General features: G+C 61.9%; 27 protein-coding genes. 19 read left to right on the top strand and 8 right to left on the bottom strand.

What is annotated here, in order from left to right; genetic code table 11:
* Positions 1 to 57 precede the first annotated feature (57 nt).
* The 5 genes from AB3N21_RS06105 to AB3N21_RS06085 are packed head-to-tail and all read left to right on the top strand — an operon-like array spanning position 58 to position 3,976.
* Positions 58 to 747: a hypothetical protein gene (locus tag AB3N21_RS06105; RefSeq protein ID WP_367934372.1), complete on the top strand. Its 690-nt coding sequence runs from the start codon at positions 58 to 60 to the stop codon at positions 745 to 747.
* Entirely contained in the window at positions 744 to 1,898 is a 1,155-nt protein-coding gene (locus tag AB3N21_RS06100; protein WP_367934371.1) for a glycosyltransferase, read from the top strand. The genes AB3N21_RS06105 and AB3N21_RS06100 overlap by 4 nt, the downstream gene beginning before the upstream one ends.
* Positions 1,895 to 2,437, top strand: coding sequence for an acetyltransferase (locus AB3N21_RS06095; RefSeq protein ID WP_367934370.1), 543 nt, complete (start codon positions 1,895 to 1,897; stop codon positions 2,435 to 2,437). Before AB3N21_RS06100 ends, AB3N21_RS06095 begins: the two co-directional genes overlap by 4 nt.
* Before the next feature lie 4 nt (positions 2,438 to 2,441).
* Complete coding sequence (locus AB3N21_RS06090) at positions 2,442 to 3,080, top strand: class I SAM-dependent methyltransferase (protein WP_367934369.1); 639 nt, start codon at positions 2,442 to 2,444, stop codon at positions 3,078 to 3,080.
* Between the two features lie 2 nt (positions 3,081 to 3,082).
* Positions 3,083 to 3,976 carry a glycosyltransferase family 2 protein gene (locus AB3N21_RS06085; protein ID WP_367934368.1) on the top strand — a complete coding sequence of 298 codons (894 nt, stop codon included), beginning with the start codon at positions 3,083 to 3,085 and terminating at the stop codon, positions 3,974 to 3,976.
* Positions 3,977 to 3,994: 18 nt separating this feature from the next.
* Here AB3N21_RS06085 and AB3N21_RS06080 read toward each other — a convergent pair whose 3' ends face one another.
* Complete coding sequence (locus AB3N21_RS06080; RefSeq protein WP_367934367.1) at positions 3,995 to 5,209, bottom strand: glycosyltransferase family 4 protein; 1,215 nt, start codon at positions 5,207 to 5,209, stop codon at positions 3,995 to 3,997.
* Between the two features lie 192 nt (positions 5,210 to 5,401).
* Here AB3N21_RS06080 and AB3N21_RS06075 point away from each other — a divergent pair, with 192 nt between their 5' ends.
* Together AB3N21_RS06075 and AB3N21_RS06070 are read left to right on the top strand one after the other, a co-directional pair.
* Complete coding sequence (locus tag AB3N21_RS06075; protein ID WP_171173365.1) at positions 5,402 to 5,632, top strand: type II toxin-antitoxin system Phd/YefM family antitoxin; 231 nt, start codon at positions 5,402 to 5,404, stop codon at positions 5,630 to 5,632.
* Positions 5,629 to 6,018, top strand: a complete 390-nt coding sequence (locus tag AB3N21_RS06070) for a type II toxin-antitoxin system VapC family toxin (protein WP_367934366.1) — start codon at positions 5,629 to 5,631, stop codon at positions 6,016 to 6,018. Before AB3N21_RS06075 ends, AB3N21_RS06070 begins: the two co-directional genes overlap by 4 nt.
* Positions 6,019 to 6,060: 42 nt before the next feature.
* On the opposite strand, the gene AB3N21_RS06065 is transcribed toward AB3N21_RS06070, so the two are convergent.
* Entirely contained in the window at positions 6,061 to 6,150 is a 90-nt protein-coding gene (locus tag AB3N21_RS06065; protein WP_367934496.1) for a hypothetical protein, read from the bottom strand.
* On the opposite strand from AB3N21_RS06065, the gene AB3N21_RS06060 reads away from it, so the two are divergent.
* The gene (locus AB3N21_RS06060; protein WP_367934500.1) at positions 6,109 to 6,423 is read left to right on the top strand and encodes a hypothetical protein; all 315 of its coding nucleotides are present in this window, start codon (positions 6,109 to 6,111) and stop codon (positions 6,421 to 6,423) included. The genes AB3N21_RS06065 and AB3N21_RS06060 overlap by 42 nt on opposite strands.
* A 51-nt stretch (positions 6,424 to 6,474) precedes the next feature.
* On the top strand, positions 6,475 to 6,789 hold the full coding sequence (locus AB3N21_RS06055) for a MocE family 2Fe-2S type ferredoxin (RefSeq protein WP_367934365.1): 315 nt from the start codon (positions 6,475 to 6,477) through the stop codon (positions 6,787 to 6,789).
* A 15-nt stretch (positions 6,790 to 6,804) separates the two neighbouring features.
* Here the strand turns inward: AB3N21_RS06055 and nagA are convergent, their stop codons facing one another.
* From nagA to AB3N21_RS06035, 4 genes are read right to left on the bottom strand one after another with little or no spacing between them, the layout of a single operon-like run.
* Positions 6,805 to 7,983 (bottom strand): N-acetylglucosamine-6-phosphate deacetylase, encoded by a 1,179-nt coding sequence (gene nagA, locus AB3N21_RS06050; protein WP_367934364.1) that lies wholly within the window; start codon positions 7,981 to 7,983, stop codon positions 6,805 to 6,807.
* On the bottom strand, positions 7,980 to 9,011 hold the full coding sequence (locus tag AB3N21_RS06045; RefSeq protein ID WP_367934363.1) for an SIS domain-containing protein: 1,032 nt from the start codon (positions 9,009 to 9,011) through the stop codon (positions 7,980 to 7,982). The genes nagA and AB3N21_RS06045 overlap by 4 nt, the downstream gene beginning before the upstream one ends.
* Before the next feature lie 8 nt (positions 9,012 to 9,019).
* Complete coding sequence (locus tag AB3N21_RS06040) at positions 9,020 to 9,787, bottom strand: GntR family transcriptional regulator (protein WP_367934362.1); 768 nt, start codon at positions 9,785 to 9,787, stop codon at positions 9,020 to 9,022.
* A complete protein-coding gene (locus AB3N21_RS06035; protein ID WP_367934361.1) occupies positions 9,784 to 10,665 on the bottom strand; it encodes a BadF/BadG/BcrA/BcrD ATPase family protein in 882 nt (293 codons plus the stop codon). Before AB3N21_RS06035 ends, AB3N21_RS06040 begins: the two co-directional genes overlap by 4 nt.
* Positions 10,666 to 10,822: 157 nt before the next feature.
* Between AB3N21_RS06035 and AB3N21_RS06030 the strand changes: the two genes are divergently transcribed.
* From AB3N21_RS06030 to AB3N21_RS06005, 6 genes are all read left to right on the top strand, one after another.
* Positions 10,823 to 11,716 (top strand): N-acetylmuramic acid 6-phosphate etherase, encoded by an 894-nt coding sequence (locus tag AB3N21_RS06030; protein ID WP_367934360.1) that lies wholly within the window; start codon positions 10,823 to 10,825, stop codon positions 11,714 to 11,716.
* A gap of 33 nt (positions 11,717 to 11,749) precedes the next feature.
* On the top strand, positions 11,750 to 13,000 hold the full coding sequence (locus tag AB3N21_RS06025; RefSeq protein WP_367934359.1) for an ABC transporter substrate-binding protein: 1,251 nt from the start codon (positions 11,750 to 11,752) through the stop codon (positions 12,998 to 13,000).
* A gap of 72 nt (positions 13,001 to 13,072) precedes the next feature.
* The gene (locus AB3N21_RS06020) at positions 13,073 to 13,987 is read left to right on the top strand and encodes a carbohydrate ABC transporter permease (protein ID WP_367934358.1); all 915 of its coding nucleotides are present in this window, start codon (positions 13,073 to 13,075) and stop codon (positions 13,985 to 13,987) included.
* 12 nt (positions 13,988 to 13,999) lie between these two features.
* Entirely contained in the window at positions 14,000 to 14,839 is an 840-nt protein-coding gene (locus AB3N21_RS06015; RefSeq protein ID WP_367934357.1) for a carbohydrate ABC transporter permease, read from the top strand.
* Positions 14,836 to 15,864 (top strand): Gfo/Idh/MocA family protein, encoded by a 1,029-nt coding sequence (locus AB3N21_RS06010; RefSeq protein WP_367934356.1) that lies wholly within the window; start codon positions 14,836 to 14,838, stop codon positions 15,862 to 15,864. Before AB3N21_RS06015 ends, AB3N21_RS06010 begins: the two co-directional genes overlap by 4 nt.
* Position 15,865: 1 nt before the next feature.
* A complete protein-coding gene (locus AB3N21_RS06005) occupies positions 15,866 to 16,861 on the top strand; it encodes an ABC transporter ATP-binding protein (RefSeq protein ID WP_367934355.1) in 996 nt (331 codons plus the stop codon).
* A 7-nt stretch (positions 16,862 to 16,868) separates the two neighbouring features.
* Here the strand turns inward: AB3N21_RS06005 and AB3N21_RS06000 are convergent, their stop codons facing one another.
* On the bottom strand, positions 16,869 to 17,705 hold the full coding sequence (locus tag AB3N21_RS06000) for an IclR family transcriptional regulator (protein WP_367934354.1): 837 nt from the start codon (positions 17,703 to 17,705) through the stop codon (positions 16,869 to 16,871).
* A 216-nt stretch (positions 17,706 to 17,921) separates the two neighbouring features.
* On the opposite strand from AB3N21_RS06000, the gene bhcA reads away from it, so the two are divergent.
* Genes bhcA through bhcD form a run of 4 tightly spaced genes read left to right on the top strand, consistent with a single transcriptional unit; the run spans position 17,922 to position 22,268 of the window.
* A complete protein-coding gene (bhcA, locus tag AB3N21_RS05995) occupies positions 17,922 to 19,112 on the top strand; it encodes an L-aspartate--glyoxylate aminotransferase BhcA (protein ID WP_367934353.1) in 1,191 nt (396 codons plus the stop codon).
* Between the two features lie 10 nt (positions 19,113 to 19,122).
* Complete coding sequence (gene bhcB, locus AB3N21_RS05990; protein ID WP_367934352.1) at positions 19,123 to 20,097, top strand: beta-hydroxyaspartate dehydratase BhcB; 975 nt, start codon at positions 19,123 to 19,125, stop codon at positions 20,095 to 20,097.
* 12 nt (positions 20,098 to 20,109) lie between these two features.
* A complete protein-coding gene (gene bhcC, locus AB3N21_RS05985) occupies positions 20,110 to 21,273 on the top strand; it encodes a 3-hydroxy-D-aspartate aldolase BhcC (RefSeq protein ID WP_367934351.1) in 1,164 nt (387 codons plus the stop codon).
* A 14-nt stretch (positions 21,274 to 21,287) separates the two neighbouring features.
* Positions 21,288 to 22,268 carry an iminosuccinate reductase BhcD gene (gene bhcD / locus AB3N21_RS05980; protein ID WP_367934350.1) on the top strand — a complete coding sequence of 327 codons (981 nt, stop codon included), beginning with the start codon at positions 21,288 to 21,290 and terminating at the stop codon, positions 22,266 to 22,268.
* A gap of 30 nt (positions 22,269 to 22,298) precedes the next feature.
* Here the strand turns inward: bhcD and AB3N21_RS05975 are convergent, their stop codons facing one another.
* Positions 22,299 to 23,255: a DMT family transporter gene (locus AB3N21_RS05975; protein ID WP_367934349.1), complete on the bottom strand. Its 957-nt coding sequence runs from the start codon at positions 23,253 to 23,255 to the stop codon at positions 22,299 to 22,301.
* Positions 23,256 to 23,335 lie beyond the last annotated feature (80 nt).

The following is a 23,335-nucleotide window of genomic DNA, read 5'->3' as shown; positions in this document are numbered from 1 at the left end:
TTCCCCGCACCCGCCCGAGCCGCGCGCAAAGGCACCGCCCTGTGGCTGTCGCGGGGGTTGTCCAGCCACGCCACGCGGATCTATTCCACGACGCTGGCGCGCCACCGGTCGGTGGCTGTTTGCGGCTATCCGCGCTCGGGCACGTCATGGATCAGCGAGGTATTGGCCGCATATTACGGTTTGCCCGTCCCACGCCACTACAGGTGGCCGCAACTCTACCCGCAGGTCCTGCACACTCACGATCTGCGTCTTGGCGCCTTGTTCCGCGTCTTCTATCTGGTCCGGCCTCCGCGCGCCCTGTTCGTCTCTCTCTTTGTCAAACGATACAGTCTGACCGACGCCGCTCTCGGCCCCGCTGATGCACTGCGCGACCGGTTCACTGCCTTTCTGCAAGCCGAACTGGCGCGCCCGCACGAGGCCCCGTCCCGCTGGGCCTGCCATGTCGCGGCGGCCTTTGACAGGTTCGGCGCCGAGGCAGTGTTGGTCTATTCCCGCTCCGCCGACGGCATGGCAAAGCAACTCGCCCGCCGTATCAAAGGTCTTGACGGCCACTGCGACCGGGCCCGCCTGCGTGAGCTCATGAAGGCACCGCCGGGTACAGATGCTCCGACAACGATTACTCCGCCAAGCGCCCGCGCTTTCGATTGGTTCGATGATCGCAGTGAGGCGCTGATCCGAACCGAACAGCACCGACTGCACACGATCTGTCCTGCCGCGCGCAATTTGCCCCTGTTCGACGCCGAATGACCGCACACACCCACAATCCGCTGCGTATCCTGCATGGCATCCCCTCGCTTGATCTGCGCCATGGCGGTCCCAGCCAGAGCGTTGCGGGGCTGGTCTCGGGCCTTTCAGCACTCGATCAGGCGCCAGCAAAAGTGGCGGTGATGTGCAGGCCGGATCCGAACGAGCCCCAGCTATCCAGCCTTGCCGCCCGGCATCCGGTGGAGTTCCTGCATGACCGCCATTGGTTGCCCTGCGCCGAGTCGTTTCGCCGGATCACCCGGGCCGTGGCAGGGGCGGATATCGTCCACGTCCATTCCTATTGGAATGCGTTTGCCGCCACCTTGCTTCATGCCGCTCGCCGCGCCGGGAAGCCGGTGGTGCTGTCCCCGCGCGGCTGCCTACACAAGGAGGCCATCGCCTATTCGTCGCCCCTGACTAAGCGCCTTTTCGGCACGCTCGTGGGGCATCGGCAGCTGGCCGGAATAGCCGGGTTCCACTTTCAAAGCGCCGAAGAGGCGCAGCACAGCCTGACTGGTCACGGCTCGGCGCCCGCGCTGGTGGTGGATAACGGGGTCGAGATCCCGGACGCGCGGATGACTCCGGACGAGGCGCGCGCGGTCACTTTCGGCGCGGGGCCTGCGCAGCTCAACCTGCTGTTTCTGGGGCGACTGAACCGGATCAAGGGAATCGACCTGCAGCTCCGGGCGCTGCAGCACCTGCGCGTCTTCGGCTTGGATGCGGTGCTGCACCTCGTTGGCCCGGATGGCGGCGATCTGGCGCGGTTACGGACGCTGGCCTGCGATCTTGGCATGGCGCCACATCTGCACGTGCACGGGCCCGTATTCGACACTCGCAAACATCTCTTGCTGCGCGGCGCCGACGCCGTTCTGATGTCCTCTGAGTTCGAGAACAACTCCAACACCGCGCTTGAGGCGATGGCCGCCGGAGGTGTGCTGATCGCAACCCAGGGCTCGGTGCCTGTCTCGGCGGTCCGGGCAGGCGCGGCGGTCTGCACCGAACGGTCCGCACAGGCGCTTGCGGTCGCAGTCGGGGCTATGACCCGCCCACAGGCACAAACACAGCGCGCGCGGGCCGTGGCCTATGTGCAGGCGCATCACGGCTGGCCTAGCCGGGCACAGAGAATGCTGGATTTCTACCGGAGCCTTCTATGATCGACGTCGCCGCAAACCGTCATGCGCGCAAGTGGTCCCGCCGGGAACAGGTCGCGCGGGTATTCTGGGCACTGGCCTGCCCCGCCTTTCGCCTCAGCCCGCGCATCTTCTGGGGCTGGCGGCGCTGGTTGCTGCGCTGCTTCGGGGCAACTGTCGGAGCGCAGGTACATGTCTATCCTTCGGTCCGCATCACCATGCCGTGGAACCTGACGCTGAGCCCCGGCTGCGCGGTGGGAGACCGGGCCATCCTCTATGCCCTGGGGCCGATCTCCATCGGTGCGCGGGCCACGATCTCGCAAGGCGCCCATCTCTGCGCCGGCACACATGATCATACCCGTGCGGACCGGCCCCTGCTGAAACCCCCGATCACCGTCGGGCCGGATAGTTGGATCGCGGCGGAGGCTTTCATCGGTCCCGGGGTCGAAGTCGGCGCCCGCAGCATCGTCGGCGCCCGGACAGTCGTCATGAAATCCATCGAGCCGGACCTGATCGTGGCCGGAAATCCGGCCCGCCAAGTCGGAACTGTGGCAGAGGAGTAATGCGATGAGCACAGACATCCCGATTTCGGGCTATGGCTACGCAGATGCCGGACTGAACACCTCGCATGGTTACCTGCTGCCGGCCTTGCGGCAAGAACTAGCCGGGTTGCGCCGCCCTGGTGCAACGACCCTCTTTGATCTGGGTTGCGGCAATGGCAGCGTGGCCGCTGCAATGGCGGCCGAGGGCTGGTCTGTCACTGGCGTCGATCCCTCGACCGACGGGATCGCGCAGGCGAACCGGTCGCATCCCGGCTTGCGGCTGGAAACCGGCTCGGCCTATGACGATCTGACCGCGCGCTATGGCCGCCATCTGGTGGTGATCAGCCTGGAGGTTGTCGAACATGTTTACGCCCCGCGCCGCTATGCCCGGACCCTGTTCGATCTGACCGAGCCCGGCGGCACCGCGATCATCTCAACCCCCTATCACGGCTACTGGAAAAACCTCGCCCTGGCGCTGAGCGGCCGAATGGATGCGCATTTCACCGCCCTCTGGGATCACGGCCACATCAAGTTCTGGTCCATCCGCGCCCTGCGCCTGCTGCTTGAGGAGGCCGGGTTCACCGATATCCGTTTTCGCCGCGTGGGCCGCATCCCGCCGCTGGCCAAGTCAATGATCGCTGTTGTCCGGAGGCCTGAGCGGTAAGCGTGCCTCTCACCGCAATCATCCTCACCCAAGATGAGGAACGCCACATTGCGCGCGCAATCGCATCCGCGGTCCCCGTGGCAGATCGCATTTTTGTGGTGGACAGCGGCTCGACCGACCGCACCCGCGAGATCGCGGCATCCGCCGGGGCGACGGTCCTCAGCCATCCCTGGCGCAATTATGCGACGCAATTCAACTGGGCATTGGAGCAGCTGCCTGCCGATACCGAATGGGTGCTACGGCTGGACGCGGATGAGATTGTCACACCGGGGCTGAAAACGGACATCCTTGAAAACCTGCCCGTGGCGCAGTCTGAAATTCAAGGCATCCACGTCGCGCGTCGGATGAACTTTCTGGGCGGGCCGGTGCGGTGGGGTGGTGTCTTTCCGATCCGCGTGCTGCGCCTGTTTCGGCACGGCGCGGGTCACTGCGAGAACCGCTGGATGGACGAGCATATCAAGGTTGAGGGGCCGGTAACGGCGTTCAGGGGCGAAATCCTAGACGACAATCTGAATCCGCTCAGTTGGTGGATCGACAAACACAACCGCTATGCCAGCCGGGAGGTGGTGGACCTGCTGAACCTCGAATACCACTTCCTGCCCCATGACAGCGTCGCCGATCTGCGCGGAGATCAGGCGGGGGTCAAGCGCTGGATCAAGGAGCGGCTTTATGCCCGCCTGCCCGCCGGTCTGCGGGCGGGGGCCTATTTTCTCTATCGGTATGTGCTGCGGCTGGGTTTTCTGGACGGGCGCGAAGGTCGGGCATTTCATGTTCTGCAGGGGTTCTGGTACCGGTATCTGGTGGACGCAAAATTGCGCGAGGTGAAGGCCCATATGCGCCGCGAACGGGTGAACCCAGCGCAGGCGATCCGTGCGGTTCTGGGCATCGACCTTTGATCACACTCCCGGGTTTGATCAGGCGCTGCTCAGCACCTCACCTTCCTGCAAAAGACCCAGCTTGTTCAGCAGAATCGTGTTGATCCGCGCCACGTCGAATTCACCCTCGGCATGGCGCCGGGCGGCGGCGCCCATTTGGGCGACAAGGCTTGGGTTCTCCATAAACCGCGCCATGGCCCCAGCCAATCCCTGCGGGTTGCGGACCGGGGTGACGAAACCGGTCACCCCCTCCTCCACCGGTTCGGCACAGCCTGGCGCGTCTGAGGTGATGATGGCGCGACCGGTCGACATCGCTTCGAGCACGGTGCGGGAAATCCCCTCGCGATAGGAGGGCAAGACAAAGACCGAGCAGGCCGAGAGATAGGGGTGCACGTCGCTGGTTTCACCGAGATATTCAATGATCCCCTCGGCCTCCCACGCCTTGAGATCTTCGGGCTGGACCGAAGCTGGGTTGGCATCGAGCGGCCCCAGCAGCTGACAGCGCGCCTCGGGCCACTGGGTGCGCAGCAGCCGCGCGGCCTCGACATATTCGAACACGCCCTTGTCGCGCAGCAGCCGTCCGATCATCAGAAAAACCGGCGCGCCGTTGGGCGGGTCCGACGGCGGGTAGCGATCCAGATTGACGCCCGAGCCCGGCACGATGTCCAGTCGCGTTTGCGGGCCGATCAGCCGGTTGGTGCGAAACTCATCGGCATCGGCATTGTTGTAGACCAGGGCTTCCTCGGCGCCTTTCAGCGCACGGCGATAAAGCTGCACCGACAGCGCGCGGATCAGCTTTTTCTTCAGCCCGCTGTCACCGTCATCGACAAAGACATAACCCAGCCCGGTGCAGAGTGCGAAGCGGCGCGGCACCCGAGCCAGCCGAGCGGCAAGACCGCCATAGATGATCGGCTTCATCGTGTAGGGAAAGACGATATCGGGCCGGAAAGCGTGAAACGCTGCATAGAGCGCGCGCAGGGTCGCTAGGTCTTGCACCGGGTTCACGCCGGTCCGCGCCATGGGAATCTGCACGAAGTGGATACCAAGCTCGGCCAGTGCCGCCTCGGTCTCGGGATGTGCGTCCGGGGCGCAGGCCATCACGTCGGCCCGGGCCGACAGTTCCTTCAGAAAGTCGAGGCGGAAATTGACCAGCGAAGAGGTCAGACTGGCAACAACCGCGACCTTTGGTTTTCGCCCGTCGTACAATACTTGTGCCTCGGTATTTGCAGGGTGCTGTTCAGAATTGTCACGCATCAGATCAGTACCGTATAACTAATTTAGAAAAATGCCTGGGACGACCTTGCCGCAGCCTCGGCCATTGTCAACGAAAACCAACCAGATCCACCGTCGCTACCGGATGCGGATAGCACCCCCGTAATTGACTTTTGCGTGGGAGCACCTAAGTTAGCTAATGTAGCTAACATCGCTGAACCGAGGATCTGCGCCATGCAGTACAATGTCCACGCCGCCAAAAGCCAGCTGTCCAAGCTGATTGAGGCCGCCCTGGCGGGTGAGGAGGTTGTGATTGCCAAAGGCGCAAAACCGGTCGTGCGACTGGTGGCAATCCCGCAATCAGGATTCAAGTTCGGTGCCCTCGCTGGCAAGCTGGGCGACGTGCCGGACTTCCTTGAACCGCTGCCGGAAGATGAGCTGGAGGCCTGGGAAGGCGCGGAATGAGCGCTGTCTTGCTCGACACACACGCCTGGGTGTGGTCGTTTGCCGATGATGCCAGGCTGTCACGCCCGGCCCGCACTGCGATTGAACTGGCCAATGCGGTCTATGTCAGCCCCATCAGCTTTTTCGAGATCGGGCAGAAAGTGCGGCTTGGCAAATGGCCTGAGATGGAGCCTTATGCCGATGGGCTGGGTGATATCCTGCGCAATCAGGGAGGCGTCGCCGCGCCTTTCACACCTGAGATATGTCTGCATGCAAGCCTCAGGGATTGGGATCATCGCGATCCGTTTGACAGGTTGCTGGCGTCATCGGCCGAGCTGGCCGGGCTGAAGCTAATCTCAAAGGACAGCGTGTTTTCCGAGGTGAAGGGGCTTCATCTTGTCTGGTGACCGATGATCGGAGCCGAGCCACCGCGCTAAACACCTACGCCGTCAATTCGACGGTGCGGTTTTCACGGCCGATACGTCGCGCCGCCATAGATGCCGGATGCCCTCAACGACGGCAGTGAACATATTCCTGATAGCCTCGGCCCGGAGTTGAGCGGCCCGGCGCTGGATTTCATAGATCTCGTTCTGGGTAGGAAAGTTGGTTTCGAAGTTCATCGGAGTTGGCTCTGTATTGAGTGGTTATGGATTGAACAAGTCACGCTGCACATAAGCCTGCCCACAGATGGCTGCACCAGACAAATCTCCAAACCCGCCATGCAGAAAATGCATGGTTTACGGGCCCACCAAAAAGCCCGGCGCGTGAGAGGCGCGCCGGGCGAAATACTCGCCGGACGTACTGGGAGGTAACTTCAGGCGAATATCTGTCTGAACAGGCCGATGCAATGGCGAAAGACCCGCATGAGCAACTGGATACGCGTTTGCGCCCCAGACGATATCGAGACCGAAGACCTGATCCGCTTCGACCACGGCGAACGCACCTTTGCGATATATCGAAGTCCGGATGACAAGTTTTTTTGTACTGACGGCCTGTGCACCCACGAAGAGGTGCATCTCGAGAACGGGTTGGTGATCGATTACATCGTGGAATGCCCGATGCATAACGGCCAGTTCGACTACCGCACGGGTGAGGCGAAACGCTCTCCGGTCTGCGTCAACCTCAAGACCTATCCGGTGCGGGTCGAGGGGGGCGATCTGTTCGTGGATATCGGATAAGACGGTGATGGGGGTCTAGTGATGGGACGCACCGCCGGCGGCAAACCGGACTTCACCCAGTTGCCAAACCCTGAGCAGGTCTTTTGATTGGCACAGATGCAGAAAATCGGCCTGCGCGCCGGGCTCCAGACGCCCGAGGTGACTTTGTCCGATCAGGTCGGCGGGAATGCGCGTCGCCATGTCCAGAGCCGCTTCGATTGGCAAATCCGCCATCCCGGCCACGTTATGGACTGCGGAGATCAACTCAAGATGTGCGCCAGCCAGCGTGCCATCCGTGAGTGTCAGGCGATCCCCCCGACGGCGAATTTCGCGGCTATTCAATCGGAATGTGGCGATGTCCGATCCTGCAGTCGCCATAGCATCGCTGACTAGGAAAATCCTGCCGGGCCCCGCCTTGGCGCACAGAGCATTTCGCAGCGAAGCGGCGTGGACGTGTATCCCATCTGCGATAAGCCCCGCAGACAACTCGCCAAGCGCCAGCACCGCACCAACGACGCCGGGCTCGCGATTTCCCATCTGGCTTTGCGCGTTGAACAGATGCGTGACGCAGCGCGCCCCGGCTGAGACCGCCGCCTGGCAATCTTCGAATGTCGCATCCGTATGGCCCAGCGACACCAGAACCCCTGCCTCTTTCAGCGCTTCGATCTGCGCTGGCGACACACTTTCCGGGGCAACCGTGACTTTCAGCACCGGCAGTCGCTCTGCGGCGTCAAGCAACTGGGTAAGATCGGCATCCTCCATTGGCCGGATCAGGGTGTCGTCATGCGCCCCTTTGCGCTTGTGAGAGAGGTGGGGGCCTTCCAGGTGCAGGCCCGCGATGCCTGCTACGCCTTCGGAAATCGCTTGCACCGTGGCGTCGATGGCGCGTGATACGACATCAGGGGTGTCCGTGATCAGCGTCGGCAGGATCGACGTAGCGCCGATATGCGCGTGTGCTTCGGCCATCCGCCTTAACGTAGACAGTTCCGGCGCGTTGTTGAACATCACGCCGCCGCCACCGTTGACCTGGAGGTCCACAAAACCGGGTGCCAGCATCCCTCCGTCCAGATGGGTAATTCTGGTATCCGCGGGCATCTCTGCCTCAGGCATGACCGCTTCGATCCGGTCGGCTCGATACAGCAGCGCACATTCCGGGCGCACCCCGTCCGGCGTCAGAATATCAGCTCCGGTGATGGCCTTCAGCGCGTCTTTCATACCGTTTCCGTCACCTTGTTCAGATGGCGCGGCGCATCCGGGTCTATTCCCCGCGATGCGGCGAACGCCTCGACCATGGAGTAGAAGGATACAATCAAACTAAGCGGATCGGTAAGCGGGTGGCCAGTGCGAACATGGTCAATGCAGGCGGCACTTTGGACCTTGTCCGTGGTTGCGAAGACCTTTGCGCCCTTTGTGCTGATCTGGTCGGCGATATCGGTCAAGGCCTGTTCGGCCGCATCGGCGGCGGCAAAGCTGAGAACCGGGAACCCCTCTTCGACAATCGACACCGGGCCATGCAGCACTTCAGCAGAGGAATAGCTCTCAGCGTGCAACTGACACGTCTCCTTGAATTTCAGCGCCGCCTCGTTGGATACGGCCAGCGCCTGCCCCCGGCCCAGTGTGAACAGGGATGAGCGGGCGCCGATGGCCTCCCGCACCTCGGGCCAATCGATGCAGGTGGCTGCCTCCAACTGCTGCGGCAGAGCGCGAATGGCTGCAATCAGGGTTTGATTGCGATCCCATTCCGCCAGCAGCCACAGGCCCGCCACGGCGGAGGTGACGAAGGTTTTGGTGGCTGCGACACTCAATTCAGGCCCGGCCTGGATGTTGATGGTATGTGCGCTTGCCTCGGCCAGTGGCGATTCCGCATCGTTGGTCAGGGCCAATGTCATCGCCCCGTCCCGCCCCGCGTTGCGCGCCATGGCGACGATATCGGGGCTTTTGCCTGACTGGGATACCGAGAGGCACAGCCCCTGCTGCAATTTCAGCGTCGAGTCGTAGATCGAGGCCACCGATGGTCCGACCGATGCCACCGGCACCCCCATCAGGATTTCCGAGGCGTATTTCAGATAGGTGCACACATGGTCGGACGAGCCGCGCGCCACGGTCATGATGAACACCGGATCAAGCGCCCGGGCCGCATCCGCGACGGCGGCAATGTCATTCTCGCACCGGCTGAGCAATCGGTCGACGGCGTCTGGGATCTCATCAATCTCGCGACGCATCCGGGTGATTTGGGTCTGCATGTTTGGTCCTAGCTGTTGCCCAAGCGCAGTTCCGCCACAAAGTCGTAGGCGTCGCCGCGATAGATGGAACGGGTGAATTCGACAACCCGCCGGTTCGGCAGGTACGAGGTGCGCACGATCCGCAGACCGGCAGCACCAGACTCGACGCCCAAGAGCGTGGCGTCTTCTTCCTCGAGGTTGATAGCCGAGATCCGTTGCAGCGCCCGCACCGGGCGGTTGCCGTCACGTTCGAGCACTTCATAGAGCGAGGTATCGACTAGTTGCGGGTTCGGCAGGATGTCGGTGGGCAGCGAGGCGCGCTCGATCGCCATCGGCTTGTCGTTGGCGCGGCGCAGCCGGGCGATGCGGGCGACGGACTCGCCTGATGAGAGGGCCAGTGCCATCACCTCCTCCGGAGACGGGACATGGATGCCGCGCTCCAGCCACTCACTGGAGGAGCTCAGGCCGCGCCGCACCATGTCCTCGGTAAACGAGGTCAGGCGGGACAGTGATTGCTCAACTTTCGGCGTTCCGTCCGAGACAAAGCTGCCCGATCCCTGCCGCTGCACGATGATGCCCCTGTCGACCAGATCCTGCATCGCCCGGCGCACGGTGACGCGGGACAGGCCGGTGAGGCTGGCAATCTCGCGCTCGGCGGGCAGAGGGGCACTTTCGGCGAGCAGGCCTTGCTCGATGCTTTCCTCGATCCGCTTGCGCAACCGCACATAGCGCGGGCCGGCGGCATCCTGCATCCAACTACCTGACTTCAGGAAACTCTCGATGGTGTTGGTTGTCATGCCACCCCTCGATTGCTGCGTTCCGCCAGCCTGCGAGCCAGTTCCAGCGCGCCGTCCAGCGCGGTGCCGAGCGGCTCGGTCAGTGCCATACTGGGTGGCAGATAGTCCGCGTAATGCGCTGCAACGCCGCCGACGGCACAAACCGGTTCGCCATCCTCGTATCCGAGCGCGCGCAGCCCGGTTTCGATGTATTGTGCCCCGGTTTGCATCAACTCTTGCCCCACACTGTCGCCATTTCGGGCTGCCTCGATGACCTCGGGGGCAAACTTCGCGAAGTCGGCGGGCCGGGCAGTGCCGGAAAATGCCACGACACGCGCGGCGTCATTTTCGAACCGCTCGAGACAGGCCGTGACAAGTGGGCTGGCCGGCATCGCGCCGTCCAGCACCAGCAAGGCCCGCCGGAGCAGCCCCAGCCCTAGCCAATTGCCAGACGCCTCATCCCCGACAATCGGTCCATACCCGCCGGCGAACTGGATCGCACCCGAGGCCTGACGGGCCAGAAACGACCCCGTTCCTATCCCGATCAGGCACCCGTTTCGGTCCTCAAGCGCTCCCACGACGGCTGAGCGGCGGTCATCCTCAATCTCAATGATGCGCGCGGGCAGCCGGGCTGCAACCTGGTGCGCGGTGTCCTGATCAGTTACGCCCGCTAGCCCAGCGTAAACCGGGATGTCCGGCAACATCGACGGCTGCAGGCCAGCGCGCAGTAATATCTTCATCATCCCATCCAGCAGCGTTTGCACCGCGCGCTCGCGATTGGTGAAGACATTGGCGCTCCCAAGCTTTACGTCCTGCCGTCCCGTCGGGGTTTGCAGGGCAAACCGGCAGGAAGTTCCGCCGCCGTCGATTGCCATCAGATATGGGTGAGACTCAACCATATAGATACCTATATAATACCTTTTGGATCAAAAAAAGACCTTTACGGCCTTGCCAGCTAAAAAATCGGCTAACTTGGCGGATTTCAACCCAATCACAAACAAAAGGTAGACAAAAGGTATTATATAGGTATTAAATCTAGAGCCAAAGGGGAATCACATGACGCCGCAAGTGCTGCCGCAAACCGAAACGCTGCGTGATGAGGCCGTGGGGCTGGACCTACGCCCGGACACCGAAATACTGGAGCGCCTGTTGGCGGGCCAGCAGGCCGCTCTGGCTGCGCTCGATGCATGCCTGCCGCAGATCTCTGCTGCTGCAAACCTGCTTGCCGAGGCAATCCGGGCCGGCGGGCGCATCCATTATGCCGCGGCGGGGTCGTCGGGCCTGATGGGACTGGCGGATGGAGCAGAGCTGCCCGGGACATACGGCCTGTCGCCGGATTGCATCGCGATCTGCATGGCGGGTGGCGTACCCACCAGTGCCGAGATGCCTGGGCATACTGAAGACGATACTGAAGAAGCACAGGATGCTGCGTTGCAGGTGAAATCCGGTGATACCGTGATTGCCATTTCCGCAAGTGGATCAACACCCTATCCGGTGAAGTTCGCGCAAATGGCACGTGCCGCAGGGGCCCAGACCGTTTGTATCGCAAACAACGCCGACGCCGCGCTTTTCGATCACGCCACCTGCGCCATTCATCTGGATACTCCACCCGAAATCATCGCCGGGTCCACCCGTATGGGCGCGGCCACGGCACAAAAGGCGGCGCTCAATATGATGTCCACGCTGATGGGGATCCGGCTGGGTCACGTGCATGATGGGCTGATGGTCAACGTGATTGCGGACAATCGAAAACTGCGGGGCCGCGCGGAAGGGATCGTCCGGAAAATCACCGGCGTCTCGGAGACTGTGGCCCGCGATGTGTTGGAACGGGCGGCAGGTGACGTCAAGCAGGCGATCTTGCTGGCGTCAGGAGCACAGAACACTGCGCAGGCGCGACGCCTGCTGGAACAATCGGGCGGGCACCTGCGGCCAGCTTTGAAGCAGCTTTGAACCGGAATTTGTATCAATAGGGAGAGAAGACACATGAACCGGAAAACACTGAGCGCGATACTGCTGGTCTCAACCGCACTGGGCGGGGCGGCCCATGCCGAAACCACGCTGACCATTGAAAGCTGGCGCAATGACGACCTGACACTGTGGCAGGAAAAGATCATTCCGGCGTTTGAGGCCCAAAACCCGGATATCAAGGTGAAATTCACCCCCTCGGCCCCGGCGGAATATAACGCGGTGCTGAATGCGAAGCTGGATGCGGGCTCGGCCGGGGATCTGATCACCTGCCGTCCGTTCGATACCTCTCTGGGGCTTTACGAGGCCGGGCATCTGGCCGACCTGTCGGATCTGGGCGGCATGGCCAATTTCTCGGACGTGGCCAAATCCGCCTGGCAGACCGATGACGGTGCGGCCACCTTCTGCGTGCCGATGGCTTCGGTGATCCATGGCTTCATCTACAACAAGGACGCGTTCGAGGAGCTGGGCCTGTCGGTGCCGGAAACCGAGGCGCAGTTCTTCGAAGTGCTCGACAAGATCAAAGAGGATGGCAGCTATATCCCGATGGCCATGGGCACCAATGACCAGTGGGAAGCGGCCACCATGGGTTACAACAATATCGGCCCGAACTACTGGAAGGGCGAAGAAGGCCGTCTGGCCCTGATCGAAGGCTCGCAGAAGCTGACGGATGAGCCATGGGTGGCCCCTTATCGCCAACTCGCAAAATGGGGCGCCTATCTGGGCGACGGGTACGAGGCGCAGACCTATCCCGACAGTCAGAATCTGTTCACACTGGGTCGCGCCGCCATCTACCCGGCGGGCAGCTGGGAGATCAGCGGCTTCAACAATCTGGCCGATTTCGAGATGGGCGCGTTCAAACCGCCGGTGCCAAACGAAGGTGATGGCTGTTATATTTCGGACCATACCGACATCGCCATCGGCCTGAACGCGGCCTCGCCCAATGCCGAGGCGGCACGGACGTTCCTCGACTGGGTCGGCTCGGAAGAGTTCGCTACGATCTATGCCAACGCCCTGCCCGGCTTCTTCTCGCTGTCGAGCTTCGACGTGGCGATGGACGACCCGCTGGCGCAGGAATTCGTCAGCTGGCGCGGCGAGTGCGGATCGACCATCCGCTCGACCTATCAGATCCTGTCGCGCGGCACACCGAACCTGGAAAATGAGACCTGGAACGCCTCGGCTCAGGTGATCAAGGGTGCCGAGACCCCCGAGGATGCAGGCAAGCGCCTGCAGGATGGTCTGGCCAGCTGGTACGAGCCGCAGAAATAACAACGACCACTCACGTAACCTGGCCCTGGGCAGACGTTGCCCAGGGCGTCTTTAAACCACCGGGATGGAATCATGGGCAAGGGCCGTATCAGATGGCATATCGTCGTGTTTCTGGCACCTGCGGTGCTGGTCTACACGGCTGTGATGATCTTCCCGCTTTTCAACACGTTGCGGCTGGCTCTTTACACCGAGGTTGAACAGACGCGCGTCTTTGTCGGGCTGGACAACTTCCGCACGCTGTTCGGCGATCCGCTTTGGTCCGGGGCGTTCTGGAATGCGCTTGGCAACAACTTCTGGTTCTTCTTTATCCACATGCTGGTGCAGAACCCGATCGGTATCGCGCTGGCCGCGATCCTCAGCCACCCACGTCTGCGCTTTGCCGCCTTTTATCGGTCGGCGATCTTCATCCCGACGATTCTCTCTTTTGTTATAGTAGGTTTCGCGTGGAAGCTCATCCTGTCACCGATCTGGGGTATCGCGCCCGATATGCTCAAGGCGATTGGATTGAAATCGCTTTACGCGCCTTGGTTGGGGAAAGAGGAATATGCGCTGACTACGCTGGCGCTGGTCTCGGTCTGGCAATTCGTGGGCATCCCGATGATGCTCATCTACGCCGCGCTCCTGTCGATCCCCGAAGAAATCCTTGAGGCCGCCGAGGTCGAGGGCATCACCGGCATGTCCGCCTTCTGGAAGATCAAGCTGCCGCTGATCCTGCCGTCCATCGGCATCATCTCGATCCTGACATTCGTGGGCAACTTCAACGCTTTCGACCTGATATATGCAGCACAGGGCGCGCTGGCGGGGCCGGATTTCTCGACCGACATCCTTGGCACCTTCATGTACCGCACTTTCTTTGGCTTCCAATTGCAACTGGGCGACCCGCACATGGGGTCAGCCATCGCAACCGGCATGTTCGGGATCATCCTGACCGGCGTCTGCATCTACCTGTTCCTGATCCAGACCCGTATCCGCCGGTATCAGTTCTGAGGGGCGAGAGACATGAACAAAGCCCGCAGAAACCCGTTCAACATCGCCGCCATGCACGGCGCGCTGATCCTCTATACGCTGATCGCGCTGTTCCCGGTCTTTGTGATCCTGATTAACAGCTTCAAGACCCGCAAGGCGATCTTTCGCGAACCGCTCAGCCTGCCGGATGCCGAGAGCTTCTCGATGATCGGTTACCAGACGGTGATGAAACAGGGGGATTTCTTTCTCTACTTCCAGAACTCGATGATCGTGACGGTCGCTTCGCTGTTCTTCATCCTGCTCTTCGGCGCCATGGCCGCCTTTGCGCTGAGCGAATACCGGTTCCGGGGCAACACGTTGATGGGGCTGTATCTGGCGCTTGGAATCATGATCCCGATCCGTATCGGTACGGTGGCGATCCTTGAGATGATGGTGGCGACCGGGCTGGTCAACACGCTCTGGGCGCTGATCCTCGTCTACACGGCGCAAGGTTTGCCGCTGGCCGTTTTTATCCTCTCCGAGTTCATGCGGCAGGTCAGTGACGACCTCAAAAATGCAGGCCGGATCGACGGGCTGAGTGAATACACCATCTTCTTCCGCCTCGTCCTGCCCTTGGTACGGCCCGCAATGGCGACGGTGGCGGTGTTTAACATGATCCCGATTTGGAACGACCTGTGGTTCCCGCTGATCCTTGCGCCTGCAGAGGAAACCAAAACCCTGACGCTGGGCAGCCAGGTCTTCATCGGCCAGTTCGTCACCGACTGGAACGCGGTCCTGTCCGCGCTCAGCATGGCGATCCTGCCGGTCATGGTGCTGTATGTCATCTTCTCGCGGCAACTGATCCGCGGCATCACCTCGGGGGCAGTGAAATGATCCGCGTTCTGATCGCAGGTCTGGGCAATATGGGGCTGAGCCACGCGCTGGCGCACCACAATCACGCGGGCGCCGAGATCGTGGGGTTGGTGAACCGTTCGGGCGAGGTCTCGCATCCCGATCTGCAAGGCTACCCGGTTTTCACCGATTTCCACGCGGCCCTGGGCCAGACCAACCCGGATCTGGCAGTGATCGCCACCTATTCCGACAGCCATGCGGACTACGCCTGCGCCGCGATGGAGACAGGGGCGCATGTTTTCGTAGAAAAACCTCTGGCAACTACGGTCGATGACGCCCGCCGTGTCGTTGCCAAGGCCAGCGAGACCAACCGCAAACTGGTGATCGGCTACATCCTGCGCCATCACCCCTCGTGGATGCGTCTGATCGACGAGGCGCGCGGTTTGGGTGGCCCTTACGTCTTTCGCCTGAACCTGAACCAGCAGTCTGATGGGTCGACATGGGCGACGCATAAGGCGTTGATGCAGACCACCTCTCCCATTGTCGATTGCGGCGTGCATTACGTCGATGTCATGTGTCAAATCACTGACGCCCTGCCCGTCCGCGTCCATGGTATGGGCCTGCGCCTCTCCGACGAGATTGCCGAGGATATGTATAATTACGGCCAGTTTCAGGTGATCTTTGCCGACGGCTCGGTCGGCTGGTATGAGGCCGGATGGGGACCGATGATGTCCGAGACCGCGTTCTTCGTGAAAGACATCGTCTCGCCCAACGGCGCCGTCTCGATCACCGAAGGCAACAAGGGTGCTTCGGATGATGTGGACGGACACACGAAAGTAGGCGGTATCCTCGTCCATCGCCCCTCGGGCGACGAACTGATCGAGATGGACAGCGAGCCCGGCCATCAGCAGCTCTGCGATGCCGAACAGGCCTACATGCTGCGCGCCATCACCGAGGATATCGACCTGACCCGCCATATGAGCGATGCGGTGCAATCGCTGCGCATCTGTCTGGCCGCCGATGAAAGCATAAGGACCGGCCAGCCGGTCGACCTGAAGGAGACATGACGTGACCGCCCTGAAACTCACCAATGTGTGCAAGTCGTTCGGCCAGGTCGAGGTGCTGAAAAATATCGACCTGACCGTCGAGGAAAGCGAATTCGTGGTGTTTGTCGGCCCCTCGGGTTGCGGCAAGTCCACCCTGCTGCGGGTGATCGCGGGGCTTGAGGATGCAAGCTCGGGCACTGTCGAAATCGACGGTGAAACGGTCAATGAAACCCCGCCTGCCAAGCGCGGTATCGCCATGGTGTTCCAGTCCTACGCGCTCTATCCGCATCTGACGGTCAAGGGAAACATGGCACTGGGTCTGAAACAGGCGGGTCACCCCAAGGACGAGATCGAGCGCCGGATCGCCGAGGCGGGCCGGATGCTGTCGCTGGACCCTTATCTGGAGCGTCGCCCGGCCGAGTTGTCCGGCGGTCAGCGCCAGCGGGTTGCCATCGGGCGGGCCATCGTGCGCAACCCGAAACTGTTCCTGTTCGACGAGCCGCTCTCGAACCTCGACGCCGCCCTGCGCATGAACACCCGGGTCGAGATCGCCAACCTGCACCGGCAGCTCAGCGCCAGCATGATCTACGTCACTCACGACCAGACAGAGGCGATGACGCTGGCTGATAAGATCGTGGTCTTGCGGGACGGTCGAGTGGAACAGGTCGGCAGCCCGATGGAGCTCTACAACAATCCGGCCAACCGGTTTGTGGCCGAGTTCATTGGCTCTCCGTCAATGAACCTGGTTCCGGCGGAACTGATTGGCAGATCTGCCGGTGAATTCGTGGGCATCCGCCCGGAATACGCCCGCCTTGGCGAGGCTGGTGATCTGAAAGGCACCGTCGTCCACGTCGAAAAGCTGGGTGGCGACACGAATGTGCTCATCGATATCGGCGCGGACAAACCGTTCACCGCTCGGGCATTTGGGCAATATGAGATCGAACCGGGCGCGCAGATCGGGATCGACTATGACCCGGCCAAATGCTTCAGCTTCGGTTCGGATGGCGCGCGGCTCTGATTTATTGCTAGTCCTGCCACCCAGTTGGTTTCGGAATTGCCCCGCCGCTTAGCCGCGTGATTTCAGCCGCCGCGACCGCCACCAGCGGGCCAAACAACGCCACCTGCTCGGGCGTGAAACGGCTGCTCGGACCCGAAATCGAGATACCTGCGCAGGGCTGTCCGTTTTCGTCGAATATGGCGCTGCCGATGCAAGACATGCCTTCATGCCGTTCGTCTGCGTCGAAGGACCAGCCGCGTTCACCGGTGCGCGCAAGATCCTCGAATAACGCCTGCGGGGTTGCCAGCGTGTTTGCCGTGAAGGGGGTCAGCCCATTGCCCTGTAGCAGTTTGCGAATCCGGTCCTCGGACAGGGCCGCCAGAATGGCCTTGCCGGTCCCGGAGGCATGCATCGGGGTCCGGGTGCCGGGCGAAAAGAAGGCGCGGATCGGGTTCTGAGTCTCGACCTGCCCGATGAACACCACCTCGCCTCCATCAGGCACCGCAAGATTGGCGGTCTCACCCGTCTGCTCCATCAGCGCCCGCAGGATCGGCTGGCCGATCTCGGTCAGGCTTGCCCGGCGCAGATAGGCCGATCCGGTGCGATAGGCCTCGATCCCAACCAGCCATTCCTGAGTGTCCTCGTCGAAGGCGACGAAATCGTGTTTTTGCAGCGTGGTCAGGATGCGGTGGGTCGTGGCCGCCGGAATCTCAAGGCCCTGGGACAGATCGGTCAGGGTCGAACGCCCGGCCCGCGCCACGGCCACGAGCAGCCCCAATGCCCGATCGAGCGATTGCAGGGTGGCGGCGTTTCCCTCGCTGAACGGAGATCTGGGCCGTCCGCGTTGGCGTTTCTGAGTCGTCATGAGATGGCCCTCCTTACGTCAACAATGCCTTTTGCTGGTGGGAAAGCGCAAAGAAAAAATTTTCCAAAACTGCATCAGCGTAGAAATCGAAAATGAAAAACAGATATTATTTCAAGTGCTTGCATTTTTCACTTTGTTTTCGGAAATATTTTTCAGAAAAATTGCAAGCGGGGCAACAAAGACGCATCCTGAGACCAAGCGACAAAGGATGCCGTCATGTCAGATCAGAACCCAGTCTTCATTCCCGGCCCGACCAACATCCCGGACCGGCTGCGCCTGGCGATGCAGGTGCAAACCCGCGACCATCGAGCGCCGGATTTCGTCGAGACCTTTGCGCCGGTGTTGGAAGACACCAAGAAAGTGATGAACACGCGCGATGGCACGGTCATCACTTTTCCGGCCAGCGGCACCGGCGGATGGGAGGCAGCGGTTAGCAACACGCTCAGCCCAGGCGACCGGGTGCTGGTGGCCCGTTATGGCATGTTCTCGCATCGCTGGATCGACCTCTGCCAGCGCCACGGGCTGGACGTGCAGATCATCGAAACGCCATGGGGCGCGGGCGCACCGGCGGATCGGTTCGAGGCAGAGTTGAGCGCCGATACGGACCACGAGATCAAGGCCGTTCTGGTCACCCATAACGAAACCGCCACCGGCGTGCGCAGCGACATCGCCGCTGTGCGCGCCGCCATGGATGCCGCCAGCCATCCGGCGATGCTGTTCGTCGATGCGGTCAGTTCGTTGGCGTCGATGGAGTTCCGCATGGATGACTGGGGCGTCGATATCGTCGTCTCGGGCTCGCAGAAGGGTTTCATGCTGGCCACCGGGATGGCCATTCTGGGCGTCAGTCCCAAGGCGCTGGCCGCGATGGAGAATGCCAAATTGCCGCGCACCTTCTTCGATTTCCGCGACATGACCGGGGCCAACGCCTCGGGCGGTTTCCCCTACACCCCGCCGCTGCAACTGATCTACGGGATGCGCGAAAGCTTGAAGATGTTGTTCGAAGAGGGGCTGGAGAATGTCTATGCCCGCCATTTCCGGCTGGCCGAGGGTGTGCGCCGCGCGGCAAGCGCGTGGGGTCTGCCGCTCGTGGCGCAATCGCCGGATCTCTATTCGGACACGGTCAGTGCGATCTATGTGCCAGAGGGGTTCGACAGCAATGCGCTCACCGATCACGCGTTCAACGCCTATGGCGTGAGCTTCGGCATCGGGTTGGGCGAGATGAACGGTCGCGCCTTCCGCATCGGTCATCTGGGCAGCCTGACGGATGTGATGGTGCTGAGCGGTCTTGCCACAATCGAGATGGCGATGGCCGATCTGGACTACCCGATCGAGCTGGGCAGCGGTGTGGCGGCGGCGCAGGAATATTTCCGCCACGCCCCCGGCAATTCCGTCAAATCCGCAGCGTAAGGAGGCACATGTGTTGGACGCCCTGACAGCGGCAGCAAGCCTGACCATCGACGATGTCCGCGCGGCCCATGCGCGGATCGAACCCTATATCCACCGGACACCGGTCCAGACCTCGACCTATCTCAACGAATTGACCGGGGCAGAGCTCTTCTTCAAATGCGAGAACTTTCAGAAGGCGGGTGCCTTCAAGGTGCGCGGCGCTTCAAATGCGGTGTTCGGACTGAACGATGAGGTGGCTGTGCGCGGCGTGGCCACCCATTCTTCGGGCAACCACGCGCTGAGCCTCAGCTATGCCGCCGGACGCCGGGACATCCCCTGCCACGTCGTTATGCCCCGCATCGCGCCTGAAGCCAAGAAGGCCGCAGTGCGCGGCTATGGCGGGCTCATCACCGAATGCGAGCCCTCGACCTCGAGCCGTGAAGCGGTGTTTGCCGAGGTGCAGGCACAGACCGGGGCCGAGTTTGTGCACCCCTATAACGACCCCCGTGTGATCTGCGGACAGGGCACCTGTTCGCTGGAATTGCTGGAACAGGCCCCCGGCCTGAACGCCGTGGTCGCGCCAATCGGCGGCGGTGGTATGGTGTCGGGCACCTGCCTGACGCTGTCGAACCTCGCGCCCGAGATCGAGATCTACGCCGCCGAGCCGGAGCAGGCCGATGATGCAGCGCGCTCCTTCCGGGCCGGGCATATCATCGCCGATGATGCGCCGGTGACCGTGGCCGATGGGCTGAAAGTGCCGCTGAAAGAGAACACCTGGCACTTTGTCTCGAACCATGTGCGCGATGTGCAGACGGCGTCAGAGCGGGAGATCGTCGACGCGATGCGGCTGATCTGGCAGCGGATGAAGATCGTAATGGAACCCTCCAGCGCCGTGCCGCTGGCGGTGATCCTACGCAACCCCGAGGTCTATCGGGGCAAGCGGGTGGGCGTGATCGTCACGGGCGGCAATGTGGATCTGGGCAAGCTGCCCTGGAATGAGGGTTGAGGAGATATGGCCATGAATGCGCAAGTGAAACTGGACGAGCTGGAAGTGGGTTTCGACATCCCCGCCGCCATCGGAATGGATGAGAGCGAGATTCAGACCCCCTGTCTGATCCTCGATCTGGACGCGCTGGAGCGCAACATCAGGAAAATGGGCGAATATGCCAAGGCGCATGGGATGCGCCACCGGGTGCATGGCAAGATGCACAAATCGGTCGATGTGGCCAAGCTGCAGGAAAAGCTGGGCGGCGCGGTTGGTGTGTGTTGCCAGAAGGTCTCCGAGGCGGAGGTGTTTGCCCGAGGCGGGATCAAGGACGTTCTGGTTTCGAACCAGGTGCGCGATCCGCTCAAGATCGACCGGTTGGCGCGGCTGCCCAAGACCGGTGCCAAGATTATCGTCTGCGTCGATGACATCGCCAACGTGGCAGACTTGTCGGCAGCGACCCGAAAGCATGGCACCGAGTTGGAGTGTTTTGTCGAGATCGACTGCGGCGCGGGGCGCTGTGGCGTGAACAGCACTAATGACGTCGTGGAGATCGCTAAGGCGATTGATGCGGCGCCGGGTCTGAAATTCACCGGCATCCAGGCATATCAGGGTGCGATGCAGCACATGGACGCCTATGAGGACCGCAAGGCCAAGCTGGATGTTGCGATTGTCATGGTGGCGGACGCAGTCGAAGGGCTGAAAGGCGCTGGGTTAGAGCCGGAACTGATCTCGGGCGGCGGCACCGGGTCCTACTACTTCGAAAGCAACTCGGGCGTTTACAATGAGCTTCAGTGCGGCTCCTACGCCTTCATGGATGCTGATTACGGGCGCATTCTGGACAAGGACGGCAAGCGGATCGACCAGGGCGAATGGGAAAACGCGCTGTTCATCCTGACCAGCGTCATGAGCCACACCAAGGCGGACAAGGCGATCTGTGACGCGGGGCTCAAGGCGCAGTCGGTGGACAGTGGCCTGCCCTTCATCTTTGGCCGCGACGACGTGGAATACCTGAAATGCTCGGACGAGCATGGGGTGATCGGCGATCCGCAGGGTGTGCTCAAGGTCAACGACAAGCTGCGGCTGGTGCCGGGACACTGCGACCCGACCTGCAACGTGCACGATTGGTACGTCGGCGTGCGAAACGGCAAAGTCGAGACGCTGTGGCCGGTCTCGGCCCGTGGCAAGGCCTACTGACAATGGATGGTGTCATGCAGACAGGTGATGTGTTGATCGTGGGCGAGGATATCTGCGAACAAGTCGTCGGGCGCTCGGATGCGTTCGACGCGGTCGAGGCCGTTTTCGGTGCCATGGCGCGCGGAGATGCCTACAACTTCCCGGTGATCCGCGAGGCGATAGGCCATGCGGATGCACTCTACGGCTTTAAATCCGGGTTCGACCGGGCCGGGCAGGTGCTGGGCCTTAAGTCCGGCGGCTACTGGCCTGGAAACATGGAGAAAGGCCTGACCAACCACCAGTCCACCGTTTGCCTGTTCGATCCTGACACTGGCAGGCTATCGGCTCTGGTCGGCGGCAACTATCTGACAGCGGTGCGGACGGCGGCCAGTTCCTCGGTCTCCATCGCGCATCTGGCGCGGCGGGACGCGAAGGTGTTGGGCATGGTTGGCGCCGGGCACCAATCCGCCTTTCAACTCCGCGCAGCAGCGGAACAACGCGCGTTCGATAAGGTTGTCGCCTGGAACCCGCATCCCGAGATGCTGCCACGCCTGGCCGCCGTGGCCGAAGAACTGGAACTGGCCTTCGAGGCGGTGAGCCCCGAAGAACTCGGCACGCAGGCGGATGTGATCATCACCATCACCTCGGCTTTCGAGCCGCTCGTGATGGCCGACTGGATCAAGCCCGGCACCCATGTCGCCTGCATGGGCACCGATACCAAAGGCAAGCAAGAGGTCGATCCGGCGCTACTGGCACAGGCCTCCGTGTTCACCGACGAGGTCGCGCAATCGGTCTCGATCGGCGAGGCGCAGCACGCGGTGGCGCGGGGCCTGATCTCGCAGGACGACATCACCCCGATCGGCGCGGTGATCAACGGCGATCATGCCGGGCGGACGAACCCTGATCAAATCACCCTGTTCGACGGCACCGGCGTGGGCCTTCAGGATCTGGCTGTAGCCTCGGTCGCCGCCCGGCTCGCGCAGGAACAGGGGCTGGGGGGCCACGCTGCCCTCTGACCGGTTTCCCTCGCCATGGCGGGTGCGGACCTATTCCTCGGGCAGGCCAAGCTGTTTTGGCCGGGGTGAGGGCCCCGCATCCATCCGCGGGTTGGGTGCTTTCAGAACCGGCGTGCGCGGCGACACATCCTCGCGGCTCTCACGCCAGACTACGAAGATACCCGAGGCAATGATGATACCCGCGCCAATTGCTACGTAAATGTCCGGACGCTCGTTGAAAAAGAGCGCGCCGAAGATCGTGGCCCAAATGATCTGGCTGTACTGGCTCGGTGCGATCACCGCAGCCGGTGCGGCGCGGTAGGCGAGAATCACCAGATGCTGGGCGCCGACGGACAGCAGCCCGACCATCGCCATCATGCCCAGATGCAGCAGCTCGGTCGGTTGATAGACCGCCGGCTGCAACATGCCCATCACCAGCACCGCAAGCAGCATGGGGTAAAGGATCAGCACCGCCGAGCGTTCCTTACTCCCGATCTTACGCACGAGGATCGTGGCCAGCGCGCTACAGGACGCCGCCGTCAGCGCAGCCAGGTGGCCCAAAGTGAGATCGGTCGCCCCGGGACGCAGGACCACCAGAACGCCGATCAGACCGACGCCCACCGCAGCCCAGCGTTGTCCCCGTACCACCTCGCCTAGCAACGGGACCGATAGCACGGTGACGATCAGCGGGAACGAGAAAAGCAGTGAATAGACCTGCGCCAGCGGTAGCGTGACAAAGGCATAGAACGCGCAGGACATGCCTGCGATCATCAAACAGGCCCGCAGCAACACCAGCCACGGGTGATGCGGTAGGAAATTGTCCACCTTACGATCCGCCAACATCGTGACCGTCATCGGGACAAAGGAAAACAGCGTGGCGAAGAAGATGATCTGGAAGATCGAATAACTGTTGCCCAGCGTCTTGATCAGGACGTCATGGGTGGCAAAGACGGCAAAGCCCAGAAAGGCAAAGCCCAGGCCCTGCACGGTGGGGGCGGGTTTGGTCATGGCGGCGACCTCGGATCAATGGGCTGTCTGCCCAATATGTTTCGAAAACTAAGGTGTCCCGGTGGCAACCTAGGACTGGG

Source organism: Ruegeria sp. (assembly GCF_040830605.1).
Classification (GTDB): domain Bacteria; phylum Pseudomonadota; class Alphaproteobacteria; order Rhodobacterales; family Rhodobacteraceae; genus Ruegeria.
The sequence above is the reverse complement of the archived record's forward strand: the minus strand, read 5'-3'. Positions and strand labels throughout refer to the sequence as shown.